Genomic DNA, 9114 nt, shown 5'->3' on the forward strand with positions numbered 1-9114 from the left:
ACAGGTCGTTCAGCACGATCACCTGCCGGTTCACCCGGTACTCGAGCCGGGTCTGCGGGTCCAGGCCCTCGAGCCGCTCGTCGACGTCGCGTCCCGTCCCGTCGCAGTCGCGGATCACCTGGCCGGTCGAGGCCCACGCGCCGTAGGTGCACGCACCGAGCTGCACGGGGGCCGCCGGCACGCCCTGCGCGGCGCGGCGCTGCGCGTCGCCGCCCTTGAGCGGCTGCGCGACGAGCGCGTCCGTCGTGGCGACCGCGACGACGTCGGAGGACTGCGACGGCTGCTGGAGGCGGGCGTCACCCCCGCCCTCGACCGCCACGCTCTTCCCGCCCGGCAGGATCAGGTGCGACGCGGACCGGTCGAGCACCACGGGCTCGTCGCCCACGGCGGTCACCTCGACCTCGGCACCCTTGCTCACCGGGAGCGCGGTGGACGACGCCTCGCCGTCCACGGTGCCCTTGGACGTCGTCGCCACCGTCCACAACGTCCCCGTCGACGGGATCGCGGCGAACACCGTGCCGTCCTGCGACACGGTCAGCGCGCCCTCACCGCCGACCTCGACCACGGGGTCCAGCTTCTCCGCGTCGAACGAGGTCGCCCCGTCGAACGGGAGCACCCACAACTTGCCCTCCTCGCCGTCGAGGATCGCCGTCGTCGCACCCCCCGAGACCACCTGTGCCCCCGCCGGGAGACGGATCTGCCCGTCCAGCTTGAGGTGCGCGACGCTCACCGGGGACGCGGTGCTCGTCCCGGCGTCGTCCAGCAGCACCCGGCCCGCGTCCTGCTGCACGTCGAACGACGCGCTGCCCGCGTTCAACGTCCCGTCCATCGCCTGCGACTCGTAGTTGAACCGCCCCAGCAACCCGGCCGACGACTTCGTCACCCACACGCCCGAGTCGTTCAGGTCCACGTCCGCCGTGGCCTCGCCCTCGTAGAACAGCGCCATCCCCACCAGCGCCGTGGAGAACACCGACACGGTGCTCACCGACGCGACGGTACGACGATGCTCGCGGATGCTCGAGAGAAGGCCCACCAATGCTCCCTAAGTTCCTGGTCGGGGCACACGGGACCGCGTCATCCTGCCGAGCCGGGACGGCGAGAGGAGGAGGAGACGCGCGTCAGTGCCCACAGAACGCCCCGTCGAGGGTAACCGAGCGGGCCGGGCCCTCGATATGGGGAGGAGTCCCCACGCGGGTGGAATCTCCGGGCGATCAGGGCAGAAGGGACGCTCGCGACACCGCGGCGCGGTCGAGGGTGAGCTCGGTGGCCGCGTGGAGCCGGTCGGCCGGGGGCGCCGACGGCGTCCCGGGGGCGACAGCCGTGCGGTCGCGTCGCGCCTGCGCGCGGGCCGCGGCGCGACGGCGGCCGAGGTCGCTCAGTGCCGAGCCGACGACGACGAGCAGCCGGTCGGCGCCGCGCGGCTCGACGGTGCGGGGCAGGGTGGGGGAGTACGCGCTCATGAGGGGTTCTCCTTGCCGTCGATCGTGGGGAAGACGTTGAAGTGGATCTGCACGGGCCGTGCGCCGGGCGTCTGCTCCTGACCCTGGAAGCGGTGCAGCGTCGCGTCGAGCGCGTCCCAGGCGTCCGCGACCTCGACCATCTGCTCGGCGGTGAGCCACATGCTGGCGGTGGTGAGGCGCGCGCCGTCGAGCCACCGGGTCGGCAGCTCGGAGGAACGCTCCAGGAACGCCTGGATCTTGCGGGCGCGGGCGTTCTCGAACTCTCGGCTCACCATCGCGCCGGCGAGCGTGGCCGCGGTGTCCTCGGTCTCGTCGTCGGGCATGCTCACGGTGAACCCGCCCGGCGGGCGTTCCCACCACCGCTCCCGGGCCGTGCCGCGACCGGCGACCTCGCGGACGAAGCCGTGCCGGGCGAGCTGGCGCAGGTGGTAGCTCGTCGACCCGCTGGACTCGCCGACGAGGTCGGCGAGTCGACTCGCCGTGAGCGCACCGTGCGTGGAGAGCAGGTCGAGGATCTGGACCCGCAGCGGGTGCGCGAGCGCCTTGAGCTGTGCCGGGCCGAGCGCCGGGTGGCGCTCGGCGCTCGGGGCTGTGGTGTCGCCGTCGGTGCTCATGTGACGAGGCTACCGATCCAAAGACATGTTTGCAAGAGTTTCTTTGCAGCGAAGTCTTTGGACTGCTGAGGGTGTCCGCGGCGCGCGCGCGAGGTGAGGGAGGGGGTGCGAGCATCGACGCCATGACGCACGTCGTGGAGCGGGCTCGCGGTGCGGCGGAGCGCGCGATCTTCCTCCGGGTCGCGGGTCCCGATGCGACCGCCACCAGGGCGCGCATCCACGAGACGCCCGGCCCGCGCTGGTTCGAGCGGGGTTCTCCGGTCCAGCGCGTGCACGGGGACGCGTCGATGTTCGTCGGGGGCCTGCGCGCCCTGCTGCTCCAGAGCCTGCACCCCCTGGCCATGGCCGGTGTCGCCGCGCATTCGGGATACCGGGGCGACCCGTGGGGCCGGCTCCAGCGCACGTCGACCTTCATCGCCGTGACGACCTTCGGCACGGCCGACGACGCGGAGCGGGCGGTCGCGGCGGTCCGCGCGGTCCACGAGCGCGTCCGCGGCCGCGCGGCCGACGGGCGTCCCTACCGCGCGAGCGACCCCGAGCTGCTGCGCTGGGTCCACGTCGCCGAGACCCAGAGCTTCCTCGTCGCCCACCAGTCCTTCGGCCGGGACCCGCTCGACGCGCAGGGCTGCGACGAGTACGTCGCCCAGGCCGCCGTCGTCGGGCGCGCGCTGGGGGTCGTGGACGTGCCCCTGACGCGCCGAGAGCTGGACGCGGCGGTCGAGCGGTACCGGCCGGCGCTCTCGCTCACGCCGGCTGCGCTCGACGCCGCGCGGTTCCTGCTGGTCGAGCCTCCGCTCCCGTGGCCCGCGCGCCCGGCGTACGCCGGGCTGGCACTGGCGGCACGGGAGTCCTTGCCGGCGTGGGCGCGCGCCGGGATGCCGCGGGTGCGCGGCCTGCCGGCGCGGTGGGCGCGGCCCGCCGGCGCCACGGTCACCCGGCTGATCCGGTGGGCGCTCCCCTCGCCGTGAACCCGCGCTCCCGCGCGGGCCCTCGGGTGGTCGTCATGACGCGTCGCGTCGCCGCCGGTACGCGTCGAGGTCGCTGTTGAGGCGACCCAGCAGCTCGGCGAGCAGCGCGCGGTCGAGCCGGGACCAGTCACCCAGCACGTCGGCGTACAGCTCGGTCCGTGCGACGCGGTGCGTGGCGAGCTCGTCGAGGCCCTCGGCCGTCGGCTCGACGACGACCGCGCGGCCGTCGTGGGCGTCGCGGGCGCGGCGGACGTGCCCGGCCCGTTCGAGCGCGACGACCTGGCGGGTGACCGTCGACGCATCGAGGCCGAGCCGCTCCGCGAGCGCGTTGACGTGGAGCGGACCGTGCGTCCCGAGCGTGTGGAGCAGGAGGTAGCCGGAGCGGTCGAGGGTCCCGCTGCGGCGCGACGTGCCCGCCGCCCCGGAGGCGCGCGTGCGCTCGGCGCGGCGCAGCAGCTGCGCGACCTCCAGCTCGATCGCGCCGAGCACGTCGTGGGCGGCCGCGTCGTCGCGCGCGCTCGCGCCGCCGGGCATCGGTCGGGGTACTCGATCGTTTCCCTCGGCAACCGTCATAGGTGTATTCTACAGATACTTACCTGTCAGATACAGATAAATGCTGCCGTCCAGCCCGCTCCGGCGGGGCGGCCCTCTCCCCCCGACCAGGAAGTGCGAACGCAGTGGCCTCCACGCGCAACGAACCGAACCGCACCGCCATCTACGCGACCGCCCTCACGGCGTTCTTCGCGATCGCCGGCATCGCCGTCGTCGACCCGATCCTGCCCGTCATCGGCGAGGAGATCGGCGCCTCGACGTGGCAGATCGAGCTCCTCTTCACGGCGTACATCGCCGTCATGGCGCTCGGCATGATCCCCGCCGTCATGGCCACCGGGCGCTTCGGGTACAAGAAGATCCTCGCCACGGGCGTGAGCCTCGTCGCCGTAGCCGCGGTGCTCGCGGCGCTGAGCACGACCATCGGACAGCTCGCCGCGCTGCGCGGGCTGTGGGGTCTGGGCAACGCGATGTTCTTCGCGACCGCGATGGTCCTGCTCGTCTCGCTCGCGAACGACCGTGAGTGGGTCGTCGAGCTCTTCGAGACGTGCGTCGGGCTGGGCTTCGCGGTCGGGCCCCTGCTCGGCGGTCTGCTGGGCGGCATCTCGTGGCGGGTCCCGTTCTTCGTCTGCGGCGTGTTCATGCTCGTCGCGCTGCTCGTGTCCGTGACGCGCCTCAAGGACCCTGCCGAGAAGCCCGCGCCCCTGCGGCTCGGCCAGGTGTTCCGCCTCTTCCGCAAGCCCGGCTTCCTCGCGCTCGCCGCCGTGACGGCCGCGTACAACTTCTGCTTCTTCATCGTGCTCGGGTACACGCCCGTCTTCCTCGGGCTCGACGTCGTGCCGCTCGGCCTCGTCTTCACCGCCTGGGGCGTGGGGCTCGCGGTCGGCATCCTCGTCGTCGGTCACCGGCTCGCCCACCGCGTGGGCGCCGTCCAGACCCTCGGCGTCGCGATCGTCGGGGTCCTGGTCGCGCTGGTCCTGCTGGCGCTCGACCTCGGGACGGCGTGGTCCGTCGTCGTGCTCGTGGGTGCCGGCGTCTTCATGGGCATCGCGAACGCGAACCTCACCGACCTGTCGCTCGCGCTCGGCGACCCGGACCGGCGCGTCACGACCGGGGCCTTCAACCTCGTGCGCTGGGGCTTCGCCGCTCCTGCTCCCGTCATCGCGGGCCTGCTGCACCCGGTCTCCGCGACGGCCCCGTTCTGGCTGGGGGCGGGGATCCTCGTGCTCGGCGTCGTCGTCTTCGTGGCGTTCGGGCACCGCATGGCGGGCGAGCTCGGCGAGCGCGTGCTGTGGTCGCGCTGGAACCGCCGGGCGCGGGCCGTCGAGGGGACGCCCGAGGAGGCGCTCGGCGAGGTCTGAGCCACCGGCGACGGCGAAGGGGAGGGTCCCGGCGTGCGGCTCGGGGCCCTCAGTCCTCCGGGGCGGTCGAGGCGTCGGTCGAGGTGCCCGCGGCCGACGCCTCCGCGACCTGGGTGAGGGCCTCGATCCCGACCGTGAGCGCGCGCAGGTCCGCGACGTCGAGCCGGTCGAGCAGGTCCGTGAGGGGTTCGTCCTCCTGCGCCGCGATCCGGCGCACGGCCGCGGCGCCGCGCGGCGTTGCGGCGACGAGGCGCACCCGGCCGTCCTGCGGGTCGGGGCGGCGCGCGGCCATCCCCGCGGCCTCCAGCCGGTCCACGATGCCGGAGAGCGTCGCGGGGGAGATCCCGAGCACCTCGGCCAGCCGGTGCGAGCTCGTCTCGCCGTCGAGCTGGAGCACGGCGAGCGCGCGGAGCTGGGGGACCGTCAGGGTCGTGCGCAGCAAGGGCTCGAGCCGCTGCGCGAGGAGCAGGTCGGCGAGGCGGCGCTGCGCGTCCTCGAGACGCCGCGCGAGCGCCGCGCGCTCGTCGTCGGCGGGATGGGTCACGGCGCAGACTCTATCGGTGGCAGCGGGAACCATCCCGAGATGCTTCGCGTTACGCTAACGAAATCGCGACGCCGACGTCGTCTCCCACCCGACCTGGAACCCTTGGAGGCTCCGTGTCCCGTCTCGCCCGGCTGTCGCTGGCCAACCGCGCGCTCGTCGCGCTCGCCACGGTCGCGATCGCGATCTTCGGCGTCATCAGCATGGGATCGCTCAAGCAGGAGCTCATCCCGAGCCTGCAGATCCCGACCGCCGCCGTCGTCGGCGTCTACCCGGGCTCCGCCCCGGCGATCGTCGAGCAGCAGGTGACCGTCCCCGTCGAGACGGCCGCGCGCGCCGTCAAGGGCGTCGAGGACGTCACGTCGACGTCGTCGACCGGCATGTCCGTGACGACCGTGCAGTTCGCGTACGGCACCGATATGGACGCCGCGGCCTCCCAGCTCCAGACCGCGATCACGCGGCTGCAGTCCCAGCTCCCCGAGGACGTCGAGCCGCAGGTCGTGACCGGCTCCGTCGACGACCTGCCCGTGATCCAGCTCGCCGTGTCGGGCGGCTCCGACGACGCGGCGCTCGCCGACACCGTCACGTCGAGCGTCGTCCCCGCGCTCGAGGACGTCGAGGGCGTACGCAGCGTCGCGGTGAGCGGCATCGCCGACCAGCAGGTGACGATCGACCTCGACCCGGCCGCGCTCGCCGCCGTCGGGCTCAGCCCCGCGCAGGTCTCCACGATCCTCCAGGACAACGGCGTCGTGATCCCGGCGGGGACCGTCTCCGACGGCGACCGGACCCTCAGCGTGCAGGTCGGCACGGCCGTCACGACCGTCGACGACCTCGCCGCGCTGCCGCTCGTGTCCCCGACCGCCGCACCCGGTACGACGCCCGTGGCGCTCGGTGACGTCGCGACCGTGACCGCGGGCCCCGAGCCCGCGACGTCGTACTCGCGCCTCGACGGCGAGAACGCGCTCGCGGTCGCGATCACCAAGACGCCCGCGGGCAACACCGTCGAGGTGTCGCACGCCGTCCAGGACGCGGTCGACGACCTCTCCGGCGTGCTCGAGGCCCAGGACGTGCGCGTCGAGATCGTGTTCGACCAGGCGCCGTTCATCGAGGAGTCCATCGAGGGTCTGGCGACCGAGGGGCTCCTCGGCCTCCTCTTCGCGGTCGTCGTGATCCTGCTCTTCCTCGCCTCGCTGCGCTCGACGCTCGTGTCGGCGGTGTCCATCCCGCTGTCGCTGTTCGTGACGTTCATCGTCATGAACGCCACGGGCTACACGCTGAACATCCTCACGCTCGGTGCCATGACGGTCGCGATCGGACGCGTGGTCGACGACTCGATCGTCGTCATCGAGAACATCAAGCGGCACCTGTCGTACGGCGAGGAGAAGGTGGGCGCCATCATCGGCGCCGTCAAGGAGGTCGCGGGCGCGATCACCGCGTCGACCGTGGCGACCGTCGCCGTGTTCCTGCCGATCGCGCTCGTGGGCGGCATGGTCGGCGAGCTCTTCCGGCCCTTCGCGCTCACCGTGGCGATCGCGATGCTCGCGTCGCTCTTCGTCGCGCTGACGATCGTCCCGGTCCTCGCGTACTGGTTCATCAAGTCCCCGCCCGTCCCGGCCGACCCCGAGGCCGCGCGCCTCGCGGGGGAGCGCGCCCGCGCCGCGGCGGAGGCCAAGGAGCGTCGCGGGCTGTGGCAGCGCGGGTACGTCCCGACGCTGCGGGCGGCGCTGCGGCACCCGGTCATCACGCTCGGCGTGTCCGTCGCGATCCTCGCCGGGACGCTCGCGCTCGTGCCGCGGCTCGAGACCAACTTCCTCGGCGACACGGGCCAGGACACGCTCACCGTCACCGAGTCGTTCGCGCCCGGCACGTCGCTCGAGGCGCAGGACGCGGCGGCGCGCGACGTCGAGCAGGCCCTCCTCGACGTCGACGGCGTCGCGACCGTGCAGACGACGGTCGGCACGGCGGGCGGGCCGGAGGCCGCGTTCTTCGGCGGCGGCGGGTCCCCGACGGCGACGTTCGCCGTCACGCTCGACGCGGACGCCGACGCCGTCGTGGCCCAGGAGGACGTGCGCGACGCCGTCTCCGGGCTGGGCGGGGAGGCGAGCGAGGGCATCGAGGTCGCCGGCGCGGACGCCGCGTTCGGCAGCTCGACGGTCGACCTCGTCGTGCGGGCCCCCGACACCGAGACGCTCGCCGCTGCCGCGGCCGACGTCCAGGAGCTCGCCGAGGATGCCGACGGCGCCGCGCAGGTCACCAACAACCTCGCCTCGGCGCAGTCCACGGTCCAGGTGACCGTCGACCGCGAGGCCGCGGCCGCCGTCGGGCTCACCGAGACGCAGGTGGCCGGGACGGTCGCGGGGGTCATGTCGCCCGCGCCGATCGGCACGGTGAACCTCGGCGACGGACCGGTCCAGGTCCGCGTCCTCGCGGGCGAGGCCCCGGCGACGGTCGCGGAGCTCGAACAGGTCGTGCTGCCTACCGCGGCGGGGCCCGTGCCGCTGACGCAGGTCGCCGAGGTCGCCGAGGTCGAGGTCCCCACCTCGATCACGCGCGTCGACGGCGAGCGCAGCGCGACGATCTCCGTCACGCCCGCGGGGCAGGACCTCGGCGCCCTCACGACCGAGCTCACGACCGCGATCGACGGGCTCGAGCTCGAGGGCGGCGCGACGGTCGAGATCGGGGGCGTCGCGTCCGACCAGGCCGACGCGTTCGCCGACCTCGGGCTCGCGCTGCTCGTCGCGATCCTCATCGTCTACCTCGTCATGGTCGCGACGTTCCGCAGCCTCCTGCAGCCGTTCATCCTGCTCGTGTCGATCCCGTTCGCCGCGACGGGTGCGCTGCTCCTGCTGCTCGCCACCGCGACGCCGCTCGGCGTACCGGCCCTCATCGGCCTGCTCATGCTCGTCGGGATCGTGGTGTCGAACGCGATCGTGCTCATCGACCTCATCAACCAGTACCGCGAGCGCGGCCGGTCGCTCGACGACGCCGTCATGGAAGGGGCGCGCAAGCGCCTGCGCCCCATCGTCATGACGGCCGCGGCGACGATCTTCGCGCTCACCCCGATGGCGATCGGCATCACCGGCGGCGGGGCGTTCATCTCCCAGCCGCTCGCGCTCGTCGTCATCGGCGGCCTGCTCAGCTCGACGCTGCTCACGCTCGTCGTCGTGCCGGTGCTGTACACGCTCGCCGAGCGCCGCGGCGAGAAGCGCGCGGCGAAGAGGGCGGCCAAGCAGGAGGCCGCTGCCCAGGCCGAGGCCGAGAAGGCCGAGACGGCCGAGAAGACCGCCGCCCAACCTGTCGCGGAGGGGTAACCCGCCGAGGTAGAGCCTGGTCGGCCGAGGTAGAGGCCTGGTCCGACGACGTCCTCTCGCCCTGCGTTGCAGCGTCGCCGACCGCCGACGGTCCGGTCGCCCAGGAGGCGCAGGCGGCGACCCCCGGCTGGACCGACACCGCGGACGGTCGCCCGGGGTGCGCGACGACCAGGGCGAGATGACGCCGGGCGGGGTGGGTGGTGGTGCCGCGTCGTGGTCGGGCCTGGCGGGAGCCGCGAGGAACGAGCGGCGGATGGTAGACGCGGCACCACCACCCACCCCGCCACCCAAGGTGACCAGACCGCTGTTG

Annotated in this window: 7 protein-coding genes and 1 pseudogene; 3 read left to right on the plus strand and 5 right to left on the minus strand. The window is 73.6% G+C overall.

The window, feature by feature from the left end:
* The 3 genes and pseudogenes from AC6CH9_RS20665 to AC6CH9_RS20675 all read right to left on the minus strand — a co-directional run.
* Positions 1-985, minus strand: a pseudogene (locus AC6CH9_RS20665) (Ig-like domain-containing protein); the annotation flags it as partial.
* Positions 986-1211: 226 nt separating this feature from the next.
* Entirely contained in the window at positions 1212-1460 is a 249-nt protein-coding gene (locus AC6CH9_RS20670; protein WP_498156578.1) for a hypothetical protein, read from the minus strand.
* The gene (locus AC6CH9_RS20675; protein ID WP_498156579.1) at positions 1457-2074 is read right to left on the minus strand and encodes an ArsR/SmtB family transcription factor; all 618 of its coding nucleotides are present in this window, start codon (positions 2072-2074) and stop codon (positions 1457-1459) included. The genes AC6CH9_RS20670 and AC6CH9_RS20675 overlap by 4 nt, the downstream gene beginning before the upstream one ends.
* A gap of 122 nt (positions 2075-2196) precedes the next feature.
* Here AC6CH9_RS20675 and AC6CH9_RS20680 point away from each other — a divergent pair, with 122 nt between their 5' ends.
* A complete protein-coding gene (locus tag AC6CH9_RS20680; RefSeq protein WP_498156580.1) occupies positions 2197-3042 on the plus strand; it encodes an oxygenase MpaB family protein in 846 nt (281 codons plus the stop codon).
* Between the two features lie 33 nt (positions 3043-3075).
* On the opposite strand, the gene AC6CH9_RS20685 is transcribed toward AC6CH9_RS20680, so the two are convergent.
* Positions 3076-3615 (minus strand): MarR family winged helix-turn-helix transcriptional regulator, encoded by a 540-nt coding sequence (locus AC6CH9_RS20685; RefSeq protein WP_498156581.1) that lies wholly within the window; start codon positions 3613-3615, stop codon positions 3076-3078.
* A gap of 104 nt (positions 3616-3719) precedes the next feature.
* On the opposite strand from AC6CH9_RS20685, the gene AC6CH9_RS20690 reads away from it, so the two are divergent.
* Positions 3720-4952 carry an MFS transporter gene (locus AC6CH9_RS20690; RefSeq protein WP_498156582.1) on the plus strand — a complete coding sequence of 411 codons (1233 nt, stop codon included), beginning with the start codon at positions 3720-3722 and terminating at the stop codon, positions 4950-4952.
* Between the two features lie 49 nt (positions 4953-5001).
* Here AC6CH9_RS20690 and AC6CH9_RS20695 read toward each other — a convergent pair whose 3' ends face one another.
* Positions 5002-5496, minus strand: coding sequence for a MarR family winged helix-turn-helix transcriptional regulator (locus tag AC6CH9_RS20695; RefSeq protein WP_498156583.1), 495 nt, complete (start codon positions 5494-5496; stop codon positions 5002-5004).
* Between the two features lie 113 nt (positions 5497-5609).
* Between AC6CH9_RS20695 and AC6CH9_RS20700 the strand changes: the two genes are divergently transcribed.
* Positions 5610-8804, plus strand: coding sequence for an efflux RND transporter permease subunit (locus tag AC6CH9_RS20700; protein ID WP_498156584.1), 3195 nt, complete (start codon positions 5610-5612; stop codon positions 8802-8804).
* The last annotated feature ends 310 nt before the right edge of the window (positions 8805-9114 follow it).

The organism is Cellulosimicrobium sp. GQ32 (genome assembly GCF_059758455.1).